The sequence below is a fragment of the Pseudomonas sp. COR18 genome (assembly GCF_048568395.1).
Taxonomy (GTDB): domain Bacteria; phylum Pseudomonadota; class Gammaproteobacteria; order Pseudomonadales; family Pseudomonadaceae; genus Aquipseudomonas; species Aquipseudomonas fuscovaginae_B.
On the sequence record NZ_CP183808.1, the window covers coordinates 3,320,297 to 3,340,868 of the forward strand.

The window sequence follows — 20,572 nt, forward strand, 5'->3', positions numbered from 1 at the left end:
GAGCGGGGCTGTATCAGCCCGCTCTCTGCTCCGCCAGGAGGAAAGGCCTTGAAAGACCTACTGAATTTGCTGAAAAACCAGGGTCAAGTCGAAGAGTTCGACGCCATCCGTATCGGATTGGCCTCGCCTGAGATGATCCGTTCGTGGTCGTTCGGTGAAGTTAAAAAGCCGGAAACCATCAACTACCGTACGTTCAAACCTGAGCGTGACGGCCTGTTCTGCGCCAAGATCTTTGGCCCGGTCAAGGATTACGAGTGCCTGTGCGGTAAGTACAAGCGCTTGAAACATCGTGGCGTGATCTGCGAGAAGTGCGGCGTGGAAGTCGCCCTGGCCAAGGTTCGTCGTGAGCGCATGGCGCACATCGAACTGGCTTCGCCGGTTGCCCACATCTGGTTCCTGAAGTCCCTGCCGTCCCGTATCGGCCTGCTGATGGATATGACCCTGCGTGATATCGAGCGCGTTCTCTACTTCGAGAGCTATGTCGTTATCGACCCGGGCATGACCACCCTGGAAAAAGGCCAACTGCTGAACGACGAGCAGTACTTCGAAGCCCTCGAAGAGTTCGGTGACGACTTCGACGCCCGCATGGGTGCCGAGGCTGTCCGCGAGCTGCTGCACGCGATCGACCTGGAGCACGAGATTGGCCGTCTGCGCGAAGAGATTCCGCAAACCAACTCGGAAACCAAGATCAAGAAGCTGTCCAAGCGTCTGAAGTTGATGGAGGCCTTCCAGGGCTCCGGCAACCTGCCAGAGTGGATGGTGTTGACCGTTCTGCCGGTTCTGCCGCCAGACCTGCGTCCACTGGTGCCACTGGATGGCGGTCGCTTCGCGACTTCCGACCTCAACGATCTGTATCGTCGGGTGATCAACCGTAACAACCGTCTCAAGCGCCTGCTGGATCTGTCCGCGCCTGACATCATCGTGCGCAACGAAAAGCGCATGCTGCAGGAAGCCGTTGACGCCCTGCTGGACAACGGTCGTCGCGGTCGCGCCATCACCGGTTCGAACAAGCGTCCTCTGAAATCCCTGGCCGACATGATCAAGGGTAAACAGGGTCGTTTCCGTCAGAACCTGCTCGGCAAGCGCGTTGACTACTCCGGCCGTTCGGTAATTACCGTAGGTCCGACCCTGCGTCTGCATCAGTGCGGTCTGCCGAAGAAGATGGCCCTCGAACTGTTCAAGCCGTTCATTTTCGGCAAGCTGGAAATGCGTGGTCTGGCGACCACCATCAAGGCTGCCAAGAAGATGGTCGAGCGCGAACTGCCAGAGGTCTGGGACGTTCTCGCCGAAGTGATTCGCGAACACCCCGTACTGCTCAACCGTGCACCGACCCTTCACCGTCTGGGTATCCAGGCCTTTGAACCGGTACTGATCGAAGGTAAGGCTATCCAGCTGCACCCTCTGGTCTGTGCTGCGTACAACGCCGACTTCGACGGTGACCAGATGGCCGTGCACGTGCCGCTGACGCTGGAAGCCCAGCTGGAAGCGCGCGCGCTGATGATGTCGACCAACAACATTCTGTCGCCAGCCAACGGTGAGCCGATCATCGTTCCGTCGCAGGACGTGGTACTGGGTCTGTACTACATGACCCGTGAAGCGATCAACGCCAAGGGCGAAGGTCGCGTGTTCGCCGACCTGCAGGAAGTCGACCGCGTATTCCGCGCCGGCGAAGCCGCGCTGCACGCCAAGATCAAGGTCCGTATCACCGAAACCGTGAACGACCGTGACGGCAACAGCGTCCAGAACACCCGTATCGTCGACACCACTGTCGGCCGTGCGCTGCTGTTCCAGGTGGTTCCGAAAGGCCTGTCGTTCGACGTCGTCAACCTGCCGATGAAGAAAAAGGCGATCTCCAAGCTGATCAACCAGTGCTATCGCGTGGTGGGTCTGAAAGAGACGGTGATCTTCGCTGACCAGCTGATGTACACCGGTTTTGCCTACTCGACCATCTCTGGTGTTTCCATCGGTGTTAACGACTTCGTTATCCCGGATGAGAAAGCCCGCATCATCGGTGCTGCCACCGACGAAGTGAAGGAGATCGAGAGCCAGTACGCCTCCGGCCTGGTAACCCAGGGCGAGAAGTACAACAAGGTCATCGACTTGTGGTCCAAGGCGAACGACGAAGTTTCCAAGGCGATGATGGCCAACCTCTCGAAAGAAAAGGTTGTCGACCGTCACGGTGAAACCGTTGACCAGGAATCCTTCAACTCGATGTACATGATGGCTGACTCGGGTGCGCGGGGTTCCGCAGCACAGATCCGTCAGCTGGCCGGTATGCGTGGCCTGATGGCCAAGCCGGACGGTTCCATCATCGAAACGCCGATCACGGCGAACTTCCGTGAAGGTCTGAGCGTACTCCAGTACTTCATCTCGACTCACGGTGCTCGTAAGGGTCTGGCGGATACCGCGTTGAAAACCGCGAACTCCGGTTACCTGACTCGTCGTCTGGTTGACGTGGCACAGGACCTGGTCGTGACCGAGGTTGACTGTGGCACCGAGCAGGGCCTGGTCATGACGCCGCACATTGAAGGCGGTGACGTGGTCGAGCCGTTGGGTGAACGCGTTCTGGGTCGAGTGATCGCCCGTGACGTATTCAAGCCGGGCACCGAGGACGTCATCGTCCCAGCTGGCACCCTGGTTGACGAGAAGTGGGTCGAGTTCATCGAGCTGAACAGCATCGACGAAGTGGTTGTGCGGTCGCCGATCAGCTGCGAAACCCGCTACGGCATCTGCGCCAAGTGCTACGGTCGCGACCTGGCTCGTGGGCACCTGGTGAACATCGGTGAAGCGGTCGGCGTTATCGCTGCCCAGTCCATCGGTGAGCCGGGTACCCAGCTGACCATGCGTACGTTCCACATCGGTGGTGCGGCGAGCCGGACCTCGGCTGCCGACAGCGTCCAGGTGAAGAACGGCGGTACCGTTCGTCTGCACAACCTGAAGCACGTGGAGCGTGTCGACGGTCACCTGGTGGCGGTATCCCGTTCCGGTGAGCTGGCGATTGCCGACGACTTCGGTCGTGAGCGCGAGCGCTACAAGCTGCCGTACGGTGCGGTGATTTCGGTGAAGGAAGGCGACAAGGTCGACGCTGGTGCCATCGTGGCCAAGTGGGACCCGCACACTCACCCGATCGTTACCGAAATGAAAGGTACCGTGACCTACGTGGGCATGGAAGAAGGCATCACGATCAAGCGTCAGACCGACGAATTGACCGGTATGACCAACATTGAAGTACTCGACGTCAAGGATCGTCCTGCAGCCGGTAAGGACATGCGTCCTGCGGTGAAGATGGTCGACGACAACGGCAAGGACCTGTTGCTGCCAGGCACTGACGTTATCGCTCAGTACTTCCTGCCAGCCAACGCCCTGGTCGGTGTGGCGGACGGTGCGCGGATCGCGATCGGTGACGTTATCGCTCGTATTCCGCAGGAAACTTCGAAGACCCGTGACATCACCGGTGGTCTGCCGCGTGTTGCCGACCTGTTCGAAGCCCGTCGTCCGAAAGAGGCGTCGATCCTGGCTGAAGTCAGCGGCACCATCGCGTTCGGTAAAGAGACCAAGGGCAAGCGTCGTCTGGTCATCACTCCGAACGACGGTAGCGATCCGTACGAAGAGCTGATTCCGAAGTGGCGTCACCTGAACGTCTTCGAAGGTGAACAGGTCAACCGCGGCGAAGTTATCTCCGACGGTCCGAGCGATCCGCACGACATCCTGCGTCTGCTGGGTGTGAGCGCGCTGGCCAAGTACATCGTCAACGAGATCCAGGACGTTTACCGCCTGCAAGGCGTGAAGATCAACGACAAACACATCGAGACGATTCTGCGTCAGATGCTGCGCAAGGTTGAGATCACCGAATCGGGCGACTCCAGCTTCATCAAGGGCGACCAGATGGAACTGACCCAGGTACTCGTGGAAAACGAGCGCCTGGCCACGGAAGACAAGTTCATTTCCAAGTTCACCCGTGTGTTGCTGGGTATCACCAAGGCGTCGTTGTCGACCGAGTCGTTCATCTCCGCGGCCTCCTTCCAGGAGACTACCCGCGTACTGACCGAAGCGGCCGTTACCGGCAAGCGCGACTACCTGCGCGGCCTGAAGGAAAACGTGGTCGTGGGTCGTCTGATCCCGGCCGGTACCGGTCTGGCCTACCACAGCGAGCGCAAGCGTCGCCGTGATCTGGACAAACCGCTGCGCGTAAGCGCCAGTGAAGTGGAAGCTGCACTGACCGAAGCGCTGAACTCGAGCGGTAACTGAGTTCTGCGGTAGTAACAGAGTGAGGCCCTGGTAGCCTCTTCCCGCCTGGCGTGACGTTTTTCGTCACGATGAGCGGGGAGGGGAGGCCGGGGCCTCGTCTTGACTGGGGACAAGATCCTCTTTAGACTCTTGTACCCCTAAATTTGGCGGGGATCCGTTCCTGTCATTTTGCTTTCTTGTCGACAATAGCGTCGCAAGACAACAGTGGAGCTAGTAGATGGCAACTATCAACCAGCTGGTACGTCAGCCGCGTAAGCGTATCGTCGAGAAATCCGACGTTCCTGCGCTGCAGAACTGCCCGCAACGTCGTGGCGTGTGCACCCGTGTGTACACCACTACGCCGAAAAAACCTAACTCGGCACTGCGTAAAGTATGCCGTGTGCGTCTGACCAACGGTTTCGAGGTTTCCTCGTACATCGGTGGTGAAGGCCACAACCTGCAAGAGCACAGCGTGGTTCTGATCCGTGGCGGTCGTGTAAAAGACTTGCCAGGTGTTCGTTACCACACCGTTCGCGGCTCTCTGGATACCTCCGGCGTTAAAGGCCGTAACCAGGGTCGTTCGAAGTACGGTACCAAGCGTCCGAAGTAATTGGTCGTTTGCAGTTTCTAATTTTATTGAGTCGATAAGAGTAAGGTCGGGCATGAGCACCTTTGGGTGTGTTGTCCCGAGCTAACCTGAAGACCGTTTGAGGGCTTATCATGCCAAGACGTCGCGTAGCAGCCAAACGTGAGATTCTCGACGATCCTAAGTACGGATCGCAGATTCTCGCCAAGTTCATGAACCACGTAATGGAAAGCGGCAAGAAGGCCGTTGCCGAGCGTATCGTTTACGGTGCTCTGGATACCGTGAAGGCACGCAAGGCCGGTACCGATCCCCTGGAACTCTTCGAAAAAGCACTCGACGCCATCGCTCCGCTGGTCGAAGTGAAGTCGCGCCGCGTTGGTGGTGCTACTTACCAGGTTCCGGTAGAAGTTCGTCCTTCGCGCCGTAATGCTCTGGCAATGCGTTGGTTGGTAGACTTCGCCCGCAAGCGCGGCGAGAAGTCCATGGCTCTGCGTTTGGCTGGCGAACTGCTGGATGCTGCCGAAGGTAAAGGTGCTGCAGTTAAGAAGCGTGAAGACGTGCACCGTATGGCTGAAGCCAACAAGGCTTTCTCGCACTACCGCTTCTAATTTTAGCGTCACTAATTTTGCGAGGGCTTTATGGCTCGTACTACTGCAATCAACCGCTACCGTAACATTGGTATCTGTGCCCACGTTGACGCGGGCAAGACCACCACTACCGAGCGGATCCTGTTCTACACAGGCCTCAGCCACAAGATGGGTGAGGTTCATGACGGCGCTGCGACCACCGACTGGATGGTGCAGGAGCAGGAGCGGGGTATTACCATTACCTCCGCTGCCGTAACCACTTTCTGGAAAGGCTCGCGCGGTCAGTACGATAACTATCGTGTGAACGTGATCGACACCCCCGGCCACGTAGACTTCACCATCGAAGTAGAGCGTTCGCTGCGCGTACTCGACGGCGCTGTCGTTGTGTTCTGCGGTACTTCCGGTGTTGAGCCTCAGTCCGAAACCGTATGGCGTCAGGCCAACAAGTACGGTGTTCCACGTGTTGTCTACGTGAACAAGATGGACCGTGCCGGTGCCAACTTCCTGCGCGTTGTCGGCCAGATCAAGAACCGCCTGGGTCACACCCCGGTTCCTGTTCAGCTGGCGATCGGTTCTGAAGAGAACTTCCAGGGTCAGGTCGACCTGATCAAGATGAAAGCCATCTACTGGAACGACGATGACAAGGGCACCACCTATCGCGAGGAAGAGATTCCTGCCGATATGGTCGAGCTGGCCAACGAGTGGCGCAACAACATGGTCGAGGCAGCTGCCGAGGCCAACGAAGAGCTGATGAACAAGTACCTTGAAGAAGGTGACTTGACCGTCGAAGAGATCAAGGCTGGTCTGCGCGCCCGTACCCTGGCGAGCGAGATCGTTCCTGCGGTCTGCGGTTCCTCGTTCAAGAACAAGGGCGTTCCGCTGGTTCTCGACGCCGTTATCGACTACCTGCCGGCTCCGACCGAGATCCCTGCGATCAAGGGCGTTCATCCGGACAGCACTGACGACAACGAAATCGTCGACGAGCGTCATGCGGACGACAACGAGCCGTTCTCGGCTCTGGCGTTCAAGATCGCTACCGACCCATTCGTGGGTACTCTGACCTTCGTTCGCGTCTACTCCGGCTTCCTGAGCTCCGGTGACTCCGTCATCAACTCGGTAAAAGGCAAGAAAGAACGCGTTGGTCGTATGGTGCAGATGCACGCCAACCAGCGTGACGAAATCAAGGAAGTACGTGCGGGCGACATCGCTGCTCTGATCGGTATGAAGGACGTCACCACCGGTGACACCCTGTGCGATATCGACAAGCCGATCATCCTCGAGCGTATGGACTTCCCTGAGCCGGTAATTTCGGTTGCTGTAGAGCCGAAAACCAAGGCTGACCAGGAGAAGATGGGTATCGCACTGGGCAAGCTGGCCCAGGAAGACCCGTCGTTCCGCGTCAAGACCGACGAAGAAACCGGCCAGACCATTATCTCCGGTATGGGTGAGCTGCACCTGGACATCCTCGTTGACCGCATGAAGCGCGAGTTCAACGTCGAGGCCAACATCGGCAAGCCGCAGGTTTCGTACCGCGAGAAGATCACCGTTGGCTGCGAGATCGAAGGCAAGTTCGTTCGTCAGTCCGGTGGCCGTGGCCAGTTCGGCCATTGCTGGATTCGCTTCGCTCCGGCTGAAGTGGATGAAAAAGGCAATATCACTGAAGGTCTGGTGTTTGCCAACGAGGTCGTCGGTGGTGTGGTTCCTAAGGAATACATCCCGGCTATCCAGAAGGGTATCGAAGAGCAGATGAAGAACGGCGTTGTTGCCGGCTATCCGCTGATCGGCCTGAAGGCTACCGTGTTCGATGGTTCCTACCATGACGTCGACTCTAACGAGATGGCGTTCAAGGTGGCTGCCTCCATGGCGACCAAGCAGCTGCGTGAGAAGGGCAAGGGCGTCGTGCTTGAGCCGATCATGAAGGTTGAAGTAGTAACCCCTGAGGACTACATGGGTGACGTGATGGGTGACCTGAACCGTCGTCGTGGTCTGATCCAGGGTATGGAAGACTCGGTCTCCGGCAAGGTCATCCGCGCTGAAGTGCCGCTGGGTGAAATGTTCGGTTATGCGACCGATGTTCGCTCCATGTCCCAGGGTCGCGCGAGCTACTCCATGGAGTTTTCCAAGTACGCCGAAGCTCCGTCGAACATCGTCGAAGCTCTCGTTAAAAAACAAGGCTAATCCAGCCCTTTAGGCAAGGAGTTAATTGTCGTGGCTAAAGAAAAATTTGATCGTTCCCTACCTCACGTCAACGTTGGCACCATCGGTCACGTTGACCACGGTAAAACCACTCTGACCGCTGCTCTGACTCGCGTTTGCTCCGAAGTTTTCGGTTCCGCAGTCGTTGAATTCGACAAGATCGACAGCGCTCCAGAAGAGAAAGCTCGCGGTATCACCATCAACACCGCGCACGTTGAGTACAACTCGAACATTCGTCACTACGCTCACGTTGACTGCCCAGGTCACGCTGACTACGTGAAGAACATGATCACCGGTGCTGCCCAAATGGACGGCGCGATCCTGGTTTGCTCGGCTGCCGATGGTCCGATGCCGCAAACTCGTGAGCACATCCTGCTGTCCCGTCAGGTAGGCGTTCCGTACATCGTGGTCTTCCTGAACAAGGCTGACCTGGTTGACGACGCTGAGCTGCTGGAACTGGTCGAGATGGAAGTTCGCGACCTGCTGAGCACCTACGACTTCCCAGGTGATGACACTCCGATCATCATCGGTTCGGCTCGTATGGCGCTGGAAGGCAAAGACGACAACGAAATGGGTACTACCGCTGTCAAGAAGCTGGTAGAAACTCTGGATGCCTACATCCCTGAGCCAGTTCGTGCTATCGACCAGCCATTCCTGATGCCAATCGAAGACGTGTTCTCGATCTCCGGTCGCGGTACCGTAGTTACCGGTCGTATCGAGCGTGGTATCGTCAAGGTCCAGGACCCACTGGAAATCGTTGGTCTGCGTGACACCACCACCACCACCTGCACCGGTGTTGAAATGTTCCGCAAACTGCTCGACGAAGGTCGTGCTGGCGAGAACTGCGGCGTTCTGCTGCGTGGTACCAAGCGTGACGACGTTGAGCGTGGCCAGGTTCTGGTCAAGCCAGGTTCGGTCAAGCCGCACACCAAGTTCACCGCAGAAGTTTACGTTCTGAGCAAGGAAGAAGGCGGTCGTCACACTCCGTTCTTCAAAGGCTACCGTCCACAGTTCTACTTCCGTACTACTGACGTGACCGGTAACTGCGAACTGCCAGAAGGCGTTGAAATGGTAATGCCAGGTGACAACATCCAGATGACTGTCACTCTGATCAAAACCATCGCAATGGAAGACGGTCTGCGTTTCGCAATCCGCGAAGGCGGCCGTACCGTTGGTGCTGGCGTTGTAGCCAAAATCATCGAGTAAGCTTCTCTTTTGAGATAGCTTCGATGCTTTGAAAAAGCCCCCGCTCAGCGGGGGCTTTTTTATTGGGTTGACACCTTATGGGGGCGTCTATAGAATTGCGCCTCCTTTTAACGGGCGTATTGCGCCCGGTGGGAATAGCAGCCGGAGTCTGAAATCCAATGCAAAATCAGCAAATCCGTATCAGGTTGAAGGCTTTTGACCATCGCCTGATCGACCAATCCACCCAGGAAATCGTGGAAACCGCGAAACGTACTGGTGCTCAAGTGCGTGGTCCAATTCCACTGCCTACTCGTAAAGAGCGGTTCACCGTTCTGGTCTCCCCGCACGTCAACAAAGACGCGCGTGACCAGTACGAGATCCGTACTCACAAGCGCGTCCTGGACATCGTCCAGCCAACGGATAAAACCGTTGACGCTCTTATGAAGCTCGATCTTGCGGCAGGCGTGGAAGTGCAGATCAGCCTCGGCTAAGACTCAGGTCTTGGTCGTGTAACGCTCTGAAATGGGCGGCCATAGCGGGTGAAAGCCCCGTACACTCATGAGGTTTACAACATGACTATTGGTGTAGTCGGTCGTAAATGCGGTATGACCCGTATTTTCACCGAAGAAGGTGTCTCCATTCCGGTCACGGTCATCGAGATCGAGCCGAATCGCGTCACCCAGTTCAAAACTGAAGAAACCGATGGCTACCGTGCAGTGCAAGTCACTGTCGGCGAGCGTCGCGCTTCGCGTGTTACAGCAGCTCAAGCGGGTCACTTCGCCAAGGCGAACGTTGCCGCTGGTCGCACCGTCCTGGAATTCCGTCTTGAAGAAGGCGAATACAAGGCTGGCGATCTGATCAATGCTGAAATCTTCGCCGCTGGCCAACTGGTTGATGTAACCGGTCAGTCCAAGGGTAAAGGCTTCGCCGGTACGATCAAGCGTTGGAATTTCCGCGGGCAAGATAACACCCACGGTAACTCCGTATCCCACCGCGTTCCAGGCTCTATCGGCCAGTGCCAGACTCCTGGTCGTGTATTCAAGGGCAAGAAAATGTCCGGTCACATGGGCGCTGAGCGCGTGACCGTGCAGTCCCTGGAAGTAGTGCGCGTGGACGCTGAACGCAATCTGTTGTTGGTCAAGGGCGCTGTTCCTGGCGCTACTGGCGGCAACGTGGTTGTACGTCCAGCAGCCAAGGCTCGCGGTTAAGGGGAAGCTGACATGCAATTAAATGTAAATGGCGCTCAAGCGATCGAAGTTTCCGAACTGACATTTGGCGGCGAATTCAACGAGACGCTGGTTCACCAAGCAGTCGTGGCCTACATGGCTGGCGGCCGTCAAGGTAGCAAGCAGCAGAAGACCCGTTCCGACGTTTCCGGTGGCGGCAAGCGCCCATGGCGTCAGAAAGGTACTGGCCGTGCTCGTGCCGGTACTATCCGTAGCCCAATCTGGCGTGGCGGTGGTACCACTTTCGCAGCTCGTCCTCAGGATCACTCCCAGAAGCTGAACAAGAAGATGTACCGCGCAGCCCTGCGCTCCATCCTTGCTGAGCTGGTGCGTACTGATCGTCTGGTCGTTGTTCAGGATTTCGCTGTTGAAACCCCGAAAACCAAAGACCTGTTGAGCAAACTGACTGGCCTGAGCCTGACCGACGTTCTGATCGTGTCTGACGCTGTTGACCAGAACCTGTACCTGGCTGCTCGCAACCTGCCACACGTCGACGTTCGTGACGTGCAGGGTTCCGATCCGGTCAGTCTGATCGCATACGACAAGGTGTTGATCACCGTGTCGGCCGTGAAGAAATTCGAGGAGCTGCTGGGATGAACCAGGAACGCGTATTTAAAGTTCTGCTTGGCCCGCACGTTTCCGAGAAGGCTACGGTTCTGGCAGACAAAAAAGGCCAGTTCGTTTTCAAGGTTGCGACCGACGCAACCAAGCTGGAAATCAAGAAGGCCGTCGAAAGCCTGTTCAGCGTGAAAGTAGAGCGCGTGACTACCCTGAACGTTCTGGGTAAGAGCAAGCGTACCGCTCGCGGTCTGGGCAAGCGTAATGACTGGAAGAAGGCAGTTATCTCCCTTCAGCCAGGCCAAGATCTCGATTTCAGCAGCAGTGCTGAGTAAGGAAGGGGTGCATCATGGCAATCGTTAAATGCAAACCGACTTCCCCTGGCCGCCGTTTTGTGGTCAAGGTGGTCAACCAGGAGCTGCACAAAGGCGCTCCTCACGCACCGCTGCTCGAGAAAAAATCGAAGTCTGGTGGTCGTAACAACAATGGCCGCATCACTACTCGTCACGTAGGTGGTGGTCATAAGCAGCATTACCGTCTGGTCGACTTCCGTCGCAACGACAAAGATGGCATCGCTGCCACTGTCGAGCGTATCGAATACGATCCAAACCGTACTGCTCACATCGCTCTGCTGCTGTACGCAGACGGCGAGCGTCGCTACATCATCGCCCCTAAAGGCGTGAGTGCTGGCGACCAGCTGATCGCAGGCGCTCTGGCTCCAATCAAGCCAGGCAACACCCTGCAGCTGCGCAACATCCCAGTGGGTTCGACCGTACACGGTATCGAACTGAAACCAGGCAAGGGTGCACAGATCGCTCGTTCCGCTGGTGCTTCGGCTCAGCTGATCGCTCGTGAAGGCGTGTACGTTACCCTGCGTCTGCGTTCCGGCGAAATGCGTAAAGTGCTGTCGGAATGCCGTGCAACGCTGGGCGAAGTCTCGAACTCCGAGCACAGCCTGCGTTCCCTGGGTAAAGCCGGTGCCAAACGCTGGCGTGGCGTTCGCCCAACCGTTCGTGGTGTTGCCATGAACCCGGTTGACCACCCACATGGTGGTGGTGAAGGTCGTACCTCCGGTGGTCGTCATCCGGTATCGCCATGGGGCTTCCCGACTAAGGGCGCGAAGACTCGTGGTAATAAGCGTACCGACAACATGATCGTCCGTCGTCGCAAGTAAATAGAGGGATACGACAGTGCCACGTTCTCTGAAAAAAGGTCCTTTTATCGATCTTCACCTACTGAAGAAGATCGAAGTGGCGGCGGAGAAGAACGATCGCAAACCAGTTAAGACCTGGTCGCGCCGTTCCATGATCCTGCCACAAATGGTCGGTCTGACCATCGCTGTGCATAACGGTCGTCAGCATGTCCCAGTTCTGGTGAACGAAGACATGGTCGGTCACAAACTGGGCGAATTTGCCGGCACCCGTACCTATCGTGGTCACGTGGCCGACAAGAAAGCCAAGCGTTAAGGGGTTAGGAAATGGAAGTAGCCGCTAAGTTGTCGGGCGCTCGAATCTCCGCCCAGAAAGCCCGCTTGGTCGCCGACCAGATCCGCGGGAAGAAGGTGGGCGATGCGCTCAACCTGCTGGCTTTCAGCAGTAAGAAAGCCGCCGAGATCATGAAAAAAGTGCTGGAGTCGGCCGTAGCCAACGCCGAGCATAACGAAGGCGCTGACGTTGATGACCTGAAGGTCAGCACCGTTTTCGTCAACGAAGGGCGTTCGCTGAAGCGCATCATGCCACGTGCCAAGGGCCGTGCTGATCGCATCGTCAAGCGGTCTTGCCATATCACTGTCAAGGTTGCTGACAAGTAACGGAGTCGAAGAGATGGGTCAGAAAGTACATCCCATTGGCATTCGCCTGGGAATCGTCAAGGAGCACACCTCCGTCTGGTACGCAGACGGTCGCACTTACGCGGACTATCTGCTTGCAGATCTGAACGTGCGTGAGTACCTCCAGGACAAACTAAAAAGCGCGTCCGTAAGCCGTATCGATATCCATCGTCCGGCCCAAACCGCACGCATCACCATCCACACCGCTCGTCCAGGTATCGTTATCGGGAAGAAAGGTGAAGATGTTGAAAAACTGCGTCAGGACCTGACCAAGCAAATGGGTGTGCCTGTGCACATCAATATCGAAGAGATCCGCAAGCCGGAGCTCGACGGTATGCTGGTTGCGCAGAGCGTAGCTCAGCAGCTGGAGCGTCGCGTCATGTTCCGTCGCGCCATGAAGCGCGCCGTACAGAACGCCATGCGCATTGGTGCCAAGGGCATCAAGATCCAGGTGAGCGGTCGTCTCGGCGGTGCTGAGATCGCACGTACTGAATGGTATCGCGAAGGTCGTGTGCCACTGCACACCCTGCGTGCCGATATCGACTATGCCACCTACGAAGCTCACACCACCTACGGTGTGATCGGTGTCAAGGTTTGGATCTTCAAGGGCGAAGTAATTGGTGGTCGCCAGGAAGAGCTGAAGCCGCAAGCACCAGCGCCTCGTAAAAAAGCTGCCAAGTAAGGGGTACGCCAAATGTTGCAACCAAAGCGTACGAAGTTCCGCAAGCAGATGACCGGCCACAACCGTGGTCTGGCACTGCGCGGTAGCAAAGTCAGCTTCGGCGAGTTCGCGCTGAAGTCTGTTGCTCGCGGTCGTCTCACCGCCCGTCAGATCGAGTCGGCACGTCGTGCCCTGACCCGTCACGTAAAACGTGGCGGCAAGATCTGGATCCGTGTATTCCCGGACAAGCCTATCTCCAAGAAGCCCCTCGAAGTTCGTATGGGTAAAGGTAAGGGTAACGTCGAGTACTGGGTTGCCCAGATTCAGCCAGGCAAGGTCCTGTATGAAATCGAGGGTGTTTCTGAAGAGCTGGCGCGTGAGGCTTTCGCCCTGGCTGCTGCAAAGCTGCCTCTCGCCACCTCCTTTGTTAAACGGACGGTGATGTGATGAAAGCGAATGAACTTCGTGAAAAATCCGCACAGCAGCTGAACGAGCAACTGCTCGGCCTGCTGCGCGACCAGTTCAATCTGCGCATGCAGAAAGCAACTGGCCAGTTGGGGCAGTCTCACCTGCTCTCGCAAGTTAAGCGCGATATCGCTCGTGTGAAAACTGTGCTCAACCAGCAGGCAGGTAAGTGATCATGGCTGAAGCCGAAAAGACCGTCCGTACGCTGACTGGCCGTGTTGTCAGCGACAAAATGGACAAGACCATCACCGTTCTGATCGAGCGTCGCGTCAAGCACCCGATCTACGGTAAATACGTTAAGCGTTCGACTAAGCTGCACGCGCACGACGAAACCAACCAGTGCCACATCGGCGACAAGGTCTCCATCCGTGAGACCCGTCCGCTGGCCAAGACCAAGTCTTGGGCGCTGGTCGAGGTTATCGAACGCGCTGTGGAAGTCTAAGGGCTAGGGGTCGGAGAAATTATATGATTCAGACTCAATCCATGCTCGATGTGGCCGATAACAGCGGCGCTCGTCGCGTTATGTGCATCAAGGTGCTTGGTGGCTCCCATCGTCGTTACGCAGCTATCGGTGACATCATCAAAGTTACCGTGAAGGAAGCAATTCCTCGCGGTAAGGTGAAAAAAGGCCAGGTGATGACTGCTGTTGTAGTCCGCACCCGTCACGGCGTTCGCCGTGCTGACGGCTCGATTATCCGCTTTGATGGCAACGCTGCTGTTCTGCTGAACAACAAGCAAGAGCCGATCGGCACCCGTATCTTTGGGCCAGTGACCCGTGAACTTCGCTCTGAGAAGTTCATGAAGATCGTCTCGCTCGCCCCAGAAGTGCTGTAAGGAGATCCGACATGCAAAAGATTCGTCGTGACGACGAGATCATCGTGATCGCCGGCAAAGACAAAGGCAAGCGCGGTAAGGTGCTTAAGGTTCTGGCTGACGACCGTCTGGTCGTCGGTGGCCTGAACCTGGTCAAGCGTCATACCAAGCCTAACCCGATGTCGGGCGTACAGGGCGGTATCGTCGAGAAAGAAGCGCCACTGCACGCTTCCAACGTCGCCATTTTCAACAGCGAAACCAACAAGGCTGACCGCGTTGGTTTCAAAGTAGAAGACGGCAAAAAAATTCGTGTCTTCAAGTCGACCCAAAAAGCGGTTGATGCTTGAACACTGCTAGGTAGAAGACCATGGCACGACTGAAAGAGATTTACCGGAACGAAATCGCTCCCAAGCTTAAGGAAGAACTTAAGCTGGTGAACGTGATGGAAGTCCCGCGCATTACCAAAATCACCCTGAACATGGGTCTGGGCGAAGCGATCGGCGACAAGAAAGTCATCGAGCACGCTGTTGCTGACCTGGAAAAGATCACCGGCCAGAAGGTCGTTGTGACTCACGCTCGCAAATCCATCGCAGGCTTCAAAGTCCGCGAAGGTTGGCCGATCGGTGTCAAGGTGACCCTGCGTCGCGATCGTATGTATGAGTTCCTGGATCGTCTGCTGTCGATCTCCCTGCCTCGGGTTCGCGACTTCCGCGGCCTGAATGCCAAGTCCTTCGACGGTCGTGGCAACTACAGCATGGGCGTGAAAGAGCAGATCATCTTCCCGGAAATCGACTACGACAAGATCGATGCTCTCCGCGGTCTGGACATTACCCTGACCACCACTGCCAAGACGGATGAAGAAGGTCGCGCCCTGCTGCGTGCTTTCAAATTCCCGTTCCGCAACTGATTGGAGTAGGAAAATGGCCAAGAAGAGCATGAAAAACCGTGAGCTGAAGCGTCAGCTCACCGTTGCCAAGTACGCCACCAAGCGTGCAGCGCTCAAAGCTATCATCGTCGACCTGAACGCAAGTCCAGAAGCACGTTGGGAAGCTTCGATCGCCCTGCAGAAGCAGCCACGTGACGCCAGCGCCTCGCGCCTGCGTAACCGCTGCCGCCTGACTGGTCGTCCGCACGGCGTTTACCGCAAGTTCGGCCTGGGCCGTAACAAGCTGCGTGAAGCCGCCATGCGTGGTGACGTACCAGGTCTGGTCAAAGCCAGCTGGTAAGCCGCACTTCCTCAGTCGCCCTGGTCGGGCTCGCAAGATCCTGACCGGTGGTGACCTGGAGTCTGAATCAAGCCCCTTTTGGGGCTTGATTCATTTCTGGCGTATGTCTAGAATGACCGGCTCGCCTGAGCCTGCACTTTTTACGTGTGGAACAGCTCGGCGACAGTTGCAGCCGCAAGGCTCATTTTTTTTGTATCAGGAGCATCTAGCCCATGAGTATGCAGGACCCGTTAGCGGACATGCTAACTCGAATCCGTAATGCCCAGATGGCTGAAAAGTCCGTCGTAAGCATGCCGTCTTCCACGCTGAAGGTGGCTGTAGCAAAAGTCCTGAAGGACGAAGGTTACATTGCGGGTTTTCAGGTAACCACCGACGCCAAGCCGTCGCTGTCCATCGAGCTGAAGTACTTCGAAGGCCGTCCGGTCATCGAGGAAGTGAAGCGCGTTAGCCGTCCAGGCCTGCGTCAGTACAAGTCCGTCGAAGAACTGCCGAAAGTACGTGGCGGTCTGGGCGTGTCTATCGTCTCCACCAACAAGGGTGTGATGACTGATCGTGCTGCGCGCGCTGCCGGTGTCGGCGGCGAAGTTCTTTGCACAGTGTTCTAAGGGGGATAAGCATGTCTCGCGTCGCTAAGAACCCCGTTAAGCTGCCAGCTGGTGTCGAAGTCAAATTCGCCGGCCAACAGCTTTCGGTGAAGGGTGCCAAGGGCACTCTCGAACTGAATGTCCATTCGTCCGTCGAGATCGTCCAGGAAGCTGGTGAGCTGCGTTTCGCCGCTCGCAACGGCGACCAGCAGACTCGCGCAATGGCTGGTACCACGCGTGCGTTGGTCAACAACATGGTCCAGGGCGTTAGCCAAGGCTTCGAGCGCAAGCTCCAGCTGGTCGGTGTTGGTTACAAGGCACAAGCAAAAGGTTCGGTCCTGAACCTGGCCCTTGGCTTCTCGCACCCAGTGGATTACGAACTGCCGGAAGGCATCACCGCTGAAACGCCTAGCCAGACCGACATCCTGATCAAGGGTATCGACAAGCAGCTGGTAGGTCAGGTGGCCGCCGAGATCCGCGACTTCCGTCCACCAGAGCCTTACAAAGGTAAAGGTGTGCGCTACGCGGACGAAGTCGTCCGTCGTAAAGAAGCCAAGAAGAAGTAGGGCATAGCAAATGACCGACAAAAAAGTTACTCGACTGCGTCGCGCTCGCAAAGCACGCCTGAAAATGCACGAACTCGAAGTCGTGCGTCTCTGCGTGTTCCGCTCTTCGCAGCACATCTACGCCCAGGTCATTTCGGCCGACGGCAACAAGGTCCTGGCCAGCGCCTCGACTTTGGATAAAGAACTGCGTGATGGTGCCACCGGCAACATCGACGCGGCCACTAAGGTTGGCCAGCTGGTCGCTTCGCGTGCTAAAGCCGCAGGCGTCTCGCAGGTGGCTTTCGACCGCTCTGGCTTCAAGTACCACGGCCGCGTCAAGGCGCTGGCTGAGGCTGCTCGTGAAGCTGGGCTGGAGTTCTAAGTTATGTCCAATAACGACCAAAAGCGCGACGAAGGCTACATCGAGAAGCTGGTTCAAGTTAACCGCGTAGCCAAAACCGTAAAAGGTGGCCGTATCTTCACTTTCACCGCGTTGACCGTGGTAGGTGATGGTAAGGGCCGTGTAGGCTTCGGCCGTGGCAAGTCCCGTGAAGTGCCTGCTGCGATCCAGAAGGCCATGGAAGCGGCTCGCCGCAACATGATCCAGGTGGACCTGAACGGTACCACTCTGCAGTACGCCACGAAGTCCGCCCACGGCGCTTCGAAGGTCTACATGCAGCCTGCATCTGAAGGTACCGGTATCATCGCTGGCGGCGCTATGCGTGCTGTCCTCGAAGTTGCTGGCGTTCAGAACGTTCTGGCCAAGTGCTACGGCTCGACCAACCCGGTAAACGTGGTTCACGCCACTTTCAAAGGTCTGAAAGCCATGCAGTCCCCTGAGTCCATTGCTGCCAAGCGCGGCAAAACTGCAGCGGAGATCCTGTGATCATGGCAACCGTAAAAGTAACGCTGATCAAAAGCACCAACGGCCGCATCCCTAGCCACAAACTGTGCGTGAAGGGTCTGGGTCTGCGTCGCATCGGTCACACTGTAGAAGTCCAGGATACTCCCGAGAACCGCGGGATGATCAACAAGGCTTACTACATGCTGCGTGTCGAGGGTTAATCGATGAAACTCAATGATCTGAGTCCAGCGCCGGGTTCCCGTCGCGAAAAGCATCGTCCGGGCCGTGGTATCGGTAGCGGTTTGGGTAAGACTGGTGGCCGTGGTCACAAAGGTCAGACCTCCCGTTCCGGTGGCACCATCGCTCCAGGCTTTGAAGGCGGTCAACAGCCGCTGCATCGTCGCCTGCCGAAGTTCGGTTTCGTTTCCCTGAAAGCCATGGACCGCGCAGAAGTGCGTCTGTCCGAGCTGGCCAAGGTGGAAGGCGACGTCGTAACCGTGCAGTCCCTGAAAGATGCCAACGTGATCAACCAGAACGTTCAGCGTGTGAAAATCATGCTGTCGGGCGAAGTGACTCGCGCTGTAACTATCAAGGGCATCGCCGCCACCAAGGGTGCGCGTGCGGCTATCGAAGCAGCTGGCGGCAAGTTCGAGGAATAAATGGCTAAGCAAGGTGCTCTCTCAGCGCTCAGCAAAGGCGGGTTATCCGAGCTCTGGGCTCGTCTGCGTTTCCTGTTCCTGGCGATTATCGTCTACCGGATAGGTGCGCACATCCCAGTTCCAGGTATCAACCCGGACCGGCTGGCGGACCTGTTTCGACAGAATGAGGGGACCATTCTTAGCTTGTTCAACATGTTTTCCGGCGGCGCGCTGGAGCGGATGAGTATCTTTGCACTGGGGATCATGCCGTACATTTCGGCCTCGATCATCATGCAACTGATGACCGCTATCAGCCCGCAGCTGGAGCAGTTGAAGAAGGAAGGTGAGGCTGGTCGTCGCAAGATCAGCCAGTACACCCGCTATGGCACCGTCGTCCTGGCCCTTGTTCAAGCCATTGGCATGTCCATTGGCCTGGCTGGTCAGGGCGTAGCTTTTTCTGCTGATTTCGGCTTCCATTTCGTCGCGGTGTCCACGTTCGTGGCCGGCGCGATGTTCATGATGTGGCTGGGTGAGCAGATTACGGAGCGCGGTGTTGGCAACGGTATCTCGATGCTGATTTTTTCGGGTATCGTCGCCGGTCTTCCGAGAGCGATCGGGCAGTCTTTCGAGTCTGCGCGTCAGGGTGATATCAACATTTTCGCCCTGGTTGCCATCGGTTTGCTGGCAGTAGCGATTATCGGTTTCGTGGTGTTCATTGAGCGTGGCCAGCGTCGTATTGCTGTTCACTACGCCAAGCGTCAGCAGGGCCGCAAGGTCTTCGCTGCGCAGACCAGCCACTTGCCGCTGAAAGTGAATATGGCCGGTGTGATTCCAGCTATCTTCGCGAGCAGCATCTTGCTGTTTCCGGCTTCGTTGGGTGCCTGGTTCGGTCAGTCTGAAGGTATGGGCTGGTTGCAGGACATCTCGCAGTCGATCGCTCCTGGTCAGCCGTTGAATATTCTGCTGTTTAGTGCAGGGATTATTTTCTTCTGCTTCTTCTATACGGCGTTGATGTTCAATCCGAAAGACGTAGCGGAAAACCTGAAGAAGTCCGGTGCCTTTATTCCGGGTATCCGTCCAGGCGAGCAGTCGGCACGCTACATTGATGGCGTTCTGACCCGTTTGACCATGTTCGGTGCTCTATATATGACGGCCGTGTGCCTGTTGCCCCAGTTCCTGGTGGTTGCAGCAAACGTTCCGTTCTACCTTGGCGGGACCTCGTTGCTGATCGTGGTCGTGGTTGTGATGGACTTCATGTCCCAAGTGCAATCTCACCTCGTTTCGCACCAGTACGAATCCCTGATGAAGAAAGCCAACCTGAAGGGCTACGGCAGCGGCATGCTGCGCTGAAGCACCCATAAGGTTCGAGGAGTTGGTGATGAAAGTTCGTGCATCGGTGAAAAAGCTGTGCCGTAACTGCAAGATTATTCGCCGCGAAGGTGTGGTTCGAGTAATTTGCAGCGCGGAACCGCGTCACAAACAGCGCCAAGGCTGAGTGTGATCTGCTTGAAGCCCAGCAGCTAGTGCGCTGCTGGGTTGATTATTTGTTATTACAGCGATATTATCTCGCGCCCTATTTCTTGGCTTCCGGGGCGTAGGTAGCTGTCAATTGGAGTCCCACTGAATGGCCCGTATTGCAGGCGTTAACATTCCAGATAACAAGCACACTGTTATCTCGCTGACCTACATCTATGGTGTTGGTCGCACTACTGCACAGCAGATCTGTGCAGTGACTGGGGTCAACCCAGCCGCGAAGATCAAGGATCTGAGCGACGAGCAGATTGAACAGCTGCGTGGCGAAGTGGCGAAGTTCACCACTGAAGGTGACCTGCGTCGCGAAATCAACATGAAAATCAAGCGCTTGATGGACCTGGGCTGCTACCGCGGTCTGCGTCATCGTAAAGGTCTGCCAGTGCGCGGTCAGCGTACCAAGACCAACGCGCGTACTCGCAAAGGTCCGCGTAAGCCGATCCGCAAGTAATCGCACCAGCGAATCGACAGGAATTTAGTCATGGCAAAACCTGCTGCTCGTCCTCGTAAGAAAATTAAAAAGACAGTGGTTGATGGCATCGCCCACATCCACGCGTCTTTCAACAACACCATCGTGACCATCACCGATCGTCAAGGTAACGCTCTGTCCTGGGCTACCTCCGGCGGTTCGGGTTTCCGCGGTTCCCGTAAGTCCACCCCGTTCGCTGCCCAGGTTGCCGCTGAACGTGCTGGCCAAGCTGCGCTGGAATATGGCCTGAAGAACCTCGACGTCAACGTCAAGGGCCCAGGTCCAGGTCGTGAGTCCGCTGTCCGTGCTCTGAACGGCTGTGGCTATAAGATCGCCAGCATCACCGACGTGACGCCAATCCCGCACAACGGGTGCCGTCCGCCGAAGAAGCGCCGCGTGTAATC

30 protein-coding genes are annotated in these 20,572 nt (G+C 56.8%); all 30 read left to right on the plus strand.

The features are described from left to right. Positions 1-48 precede the first annotated feature (48 nt). The 30 genes from rpoC to rpsK all read left to right on the plus strand — a co-directional run bounded on the left by rpoC (position 49) and on the right by rpsK (position 20,570). Complete coding sequence (gene rpoC, locus ACM62G_RS15325) at positions 49-4,248, plus strand: DNA-directed RNA polymerase subunit beta' (protein WP_054059486.1); 4,200 nt, start codon at positions 49-51, stop codon at positions 4,246-4,248. A gap of 217 nt (positions 4,249-4,465) precedes the next feature. Beyond that, positions 4,466-4,837 (plus strand): 30S ribosomal protein S12, encoded by a 372-nt coding sequence (rpsL, locus tag ACM62G_RS15330; RefSeq protein WP_003186084.1) that lies wholly within the window; start codon positions 4,466-4,468, stop codon positions 4,835-4,837. A 110-nt stretch (positions 4,838-4,947) separates the two neighbouring features. Then, a complete protein-coding gene (gene rpsG, locus ACM62G_RS15335; protein WP_007970418.1) occupies positions 4,948-5,421 on the plus strand; it encodes a 30S ribosomal protein S7 in 474 nt (157 codons plus the stop codon). Positions 5,422-5,451: 30 nt separating this feature from the next. Beyond that, a complete protein-coding gene (fusA, locus tag ACM62G_RS15340; protein ID WP_054062548.1) occupies positions 5,452-7,578 on the plus strand; it encodes an elongation factor G in 2,127 nt (708 codons plus the stop codon). Positions 7,579-7,608: 30 nt separating this feature from the next. Then, on the plus strand, positions 7,609-8,802 hold the full coding sequence (gene tuf, locus ACM62G_RS15345) for an elongation factor Tu (protein ID WP_026144793.1): 1,194 nt from the start codon (positions 7,609-7,611) through the stop codon (positions 8,800-8,802). Between the two features lie 158 nt (positions 8,803-8,960). After that, complete coding sequence (gene rpsJ, locus ACM62G_RS15350) at positions 8,961-9,272, plus strand: 30S ribosomal protein S10 (protein WP_003186070.1); 312 nt, start codon at positions 8,961-8,963, stop codon at positions 9,270-9,272. Between the two features lie 81 nt (positions 9,273-9,353). Then, a complete protein-coding gene (rplC, locus tag ACM62G_RS15355; RefSeq protein WP_010443950.1) occupies positions 9,354-9,989 on the plus strand; it encodes a 50S ribosomal protein L3 in 636 nt (211 codons plus the stop codon). A gap of 12 nt (positions 9,990-10,001) precedes the next feature. Further along, positions 10,002-10,604 (plus strand): 50S ribosomal protein L4, encoded by a 603-nt coding sequence (gene rplD, locus ACM62G_RS15360; RefSeq protein WP_017901531.1) that lies wholly within the window; start codon positions 10,002-10,004, stop codon positions 10,602-10,604. Then, a complete protein-coding gene (gene rplW, locus ACM62G_RS15365) occupies positions 10,601-10,900 on the plus strand; it encodes a 50S ribosomal protein L23 (RefSeq protein WP_002555488.1) in 300 nt (99 codons plus the stop codon). The genes rplD and rplW overlap by 4 nt, the downstream gene beginning before the upstream one ends. A 14-nt stretch (positions 10,901-10,914) precedes the next feature. Next, entirely contained in the window at positions 10,915-11,739 is an 825-nt protein-coding gene (rplB, locus tag ACM62G_RS15370; protein WP_017901532.1) for a 50S ribosomal protein L2, read from the plus strand. Positions 11,740-11,755: 16 nt separating this feature from the next. Further along, the gene (gene rpsS, locus ACM62G_RS15375) at positions 11,756-12,031 is read left to right on the plus strand and encodes a 30S ribosomal protein S19 (protein WP_002555486.1); all 276 of its coding nucleotides are present in this window, start codon (positions 11,756-11,758) and stop codon (positions 12,029-12,031) included. Positions 12,032-12,042: 11 nt separating this feature from the next. Further along, complete coding sequence (rplV, locus tag ACM62G_RS15380) at positions 12,043-12,375, plus strand: 50S ribosomal protein L22 (protein ID WP_003304070.1); 333 nt, start codon at positions 12,043-12,045, stop codon at positions 12,373-12,375. Positions 12,376-12,388: 13 nt separating this feature from the next. Continuing rightward, positions 12,389-13,075, plus strand: coding sequence for a 30S ribosomal protein S3 (gene rpsC / locus ACM62G_RS15385; protein WP_007924192.1), 687 nt, complete (start codon positions 12,389-12,391; stop codon positions 13,073-13,075). Between the two features lie 12 nt (positions 13,076-13,087). After that, positions 13,088-13,501 carry a 50S ribosomal protein L16 gene (rplP, locus tag ACM62G_RS15390; RefSeq protein WP_003228729.1) on the plus strand — a complete coding sequence of 138 codons (414 nt, stop codon included), beginning with the start codon at positions 13,088-13,090 and terminating at the stop codon, positions 13,499-13,501. Further along, the gene (gene rpmC, locus ACM62G_RS15395; protein ID WP_002555481.1) at positions 13,501-13,692 is read left to right on the plus strand and encodes a 50S ribosomal protein L29; all 192 of its coding nucleotides are present in this window, start codon (positions 13,501-13,503) and stop codon (positions 13,690-13,692) included. Before rplP ends, rpmC begins: the two co-directional genes overlap by 1 nt. A gap of 2 nt (positions 13,693-13,694) precedes the next feature. After that, positions 13,695-13,961 carry a 30S ribosomal protein S17 gene (rpsQ, locus tag ACM62G_RS15400; protein ID WP_026144794.1) on the plus strand — a complete coding sequence of 89 codons (267 nt, stop codon included), beginning with the start codon at positions 13,695-13,697 and terminating at the stop codon, positions 13,959-13,961. A gap of 23 nt (positions 13,962-13,984) precedes the next feature. Continuing rightward, complete coding sequence (gene rplN / locus ACM62G_RS15405; protein ID WP_009397502.1) at positions 13,985-14,353, plus strand: 50S ribosomal protein L14; 369 nt, start codon at positions 13,985-13,987, stop codon at positions 14,351-14,353. 11 nt (positions 14,354-14,364) lie between these two features. Beyond that, positions 14,365-14,679 (plus strand): 50S ribosomal protein L24, encoded by a 315-nt coding sequence (gene rplX, locus ACM62G_RS15410; RefSeq protein WP_010443924.1) that lies wholly within the window; start codon positions 14,365-14,367, stop codon positions 14,677-14,679. 20 nt (positions 14,680-14,699) lie between these two features. Continuing rightward, a complete protein-coding gene (rplE, locus tag ACM62G_RS15415) occupies positions 14,700-15,239 on the plus strand; it encodes a 50S ribosomal protein L5 (protein WP_054059483.1) in 540 nt (179 codons plus the stop codon). A 13-nt stretch (positions 15,240-15,252) separates the two neighbouring features. After that, the gene (gene rpsN, locus ACM62G_RS15420) at positions 15,253-15,558 is read left to right on the plus strand and encodes a 30S ribosomal protein S14 (RefSeq protein ID WP_017901535.1); all 306 of its coding nucleotides are present in this window, start codon (positions 15,253-15,255) and stop codon (positions 15,556-15,558) included. Between the two features lie 212 nt (positions 15,559-15,770). Beyond that, complete coding sequence (gene rpsH / locus ACM62G_RS15425) at positions 15,771-16,163, plus strand: 30S ribosomal protein S8 (protein ID WP_017901536.1); 393 nt, start codon at positions 15,771-15,773, stop codon at positions 16,161-16,163. A gap of 11 nt (positions 16,164-16,174) precedes the next feature. Continuing rightward, entirely contained in the window at positions 16,175-16,708 is a 534-nt protein-coding gene (gene rplF, locus ACM62G_RS15430; protein WP_017901537.1) for a 50S ribosomal protein L6, read from the plus strand. Between the two features lie 10 nt (positions 16,709-16,718). Further along, complete coding sequence (rplR, locus tag ACM62G_RS15435; protein ID WP_017901538.1) at positions 16,719-17,069, plus strand: 50S ribosomal protein L18; 351 nt, start codon at positions 16,719-16,721, stop codon at positions 17,067-17,069. 3 nt (positions 17,070-17,072) lie between these two features. After that, on the plus strand, positions 17,073-17,573 hold the full coding sequence (rpsE, locus tag ACM62G_RS15440; RefSeq protein WP_017901539.1) for a 30S ribosomal protein S5: 501 nt from the start codon (positions 17,073-17,075) through the stop codon (positions 17,571-17,573). A gap of 2 nt (positions 17,574-17,575) precedes the next feature. Beyond that, positions 17,576-17,752, plus strand: a complete 177-nt coding sequence (gene rpmD / locus ACM62G_RS15445; protein WP_054059482.1) for a 50S ribosomal protein L30 — start codon at positions 17,576-17,578, stop codon at positions 17,750-17,752. A gap of 3 nt (positions 17,753-17,755) precedes the next feature. Then, a complete protein-coding gene (gene rplO, locus ACM62G_RS15450) occupies positions 17,756-18,190 on the plus strand; it encodes a 50S ribosomal protein L15 (RefSeq protein ID WP_010220318.1) in 435 nt (144 codons plus the stop codon). Further along, positions 18,191-19,519, plus strand: coding sequence for a preprotein translocase subunit SecY (gene secY / locus ACM62G_RS15455; protein WP_010443917.1), 1,329 nt, complete (start codon positions 18,191-18,193; stop codon positions 19,517-19,519). Positions 19,520-19,547: 28 nt separating this feature from the next. Continuing rightward, the gene (gene rpmJ, locus ACM62G_RS15460) at positions 19,548-19,664 is read left to right on the plus strand and encodes a 50S ribosomal protein L36 (RefSeq protein ID WP_002555468.1); all 117 of its coding nucleotides are present in this window, start codon (positions 19,548-19,550) and stop codon (positions 19,662-19,664) included. 129 nt (positions 19,665-19,793) lie between these two features. Continuing rightward, positions 19,794-20,150: a 30S ribosomal protein S13 gene (gene rpsM, locus ACM62G_RS15465; protein WP_017901542.1), complete on the plus strand. Its 357-nt coding sequence runs from the start codon at positions 19,794-19,796 to the stop codon at positions 20,148-20,150. A 30-nt stretch (positions 20,151-20,180) separates the two neighbouring features. Beyond that, on the plus strand, positions 20,181-20,570 hold the full coding sequence (rpsK, locus tag ACM62G_RS15470; RefSeq protein ID WP_007924177.1) for a 30S ribosomal protein S11: 390 nt from the start codon (positions 20,181-20,183) through the stop codon (positions 20,568-20,570). Positions 20,571-20,572 lie beyond the last annotated feature (2 nt).